Source organism: Bradyrhizobium sp. BRP19 (assembly GCF_020194195.1).
Taxonomy (GTDB): domain Bacteria; phylum Pseudomonadota; class Alphaproteobacteria; order Rhizobiales; family Xanthobacteraceae; genus Bradyrhizobium; species Bradyrhizobium yuanmingense.
On record NZ_JADYVZ010000096.1, the window covers coordinates 1 to 479 of the forward strand.

Annotated in this window: 1 protein-coding gene; it reads right to left on the bottom strand. The window is 55.5% G+C overall.

Features of this window, described 5'->3' with window-relative positions:
* On the bottom strand, positions 1–479 hold a 479-nt coding region (locus I6F36_RS38660), incomplete at both ends, for a glutathione S-transferase family protein (protein ID WP_225173259.1).

The window sequence follows — 479 nt, forward strand, 5'->3', positions numbered from 1 at the left end:
GCATTCCCCAAGGGAAAAAAACGAACAAGTAGGGATCGGCCACCGAATATTGGTCCAAGAACCAATCGCGCCCAGCCAGCTTGCTGTCGATCTGCCGGAGGTATCCGTCGAACGTCTCGCGGCCCCTTTCTTGTATCTGAGGATGCACCGCAGGGTCGGCAGCGTAACGCTCTGGCCGCCACATGTGCGCGACGGAAGGATGAACATTCGTCGCCAAGAAGCCTATGAGTGATAATACTCTCGCCTCCGCGATTGGATCCGTCGGCCAAAGTCCAAATCGCTTGCCCAAATACGGAAGTATCGCTGTGTTTTCGGCGAGAGGCTCACCGTTATCGAGGATCAACGCGGGCACGCGACCCTGTGGATTAATCTTCAAGTAAGCTTCAGAGCGCTGCTCTGCATCAGCGAAATTGACCCGTTGCGATTGATACTCTTCACCGCTTTCTTGCAGCAGGATGTGCGCCGCCATCGAGCAAGCA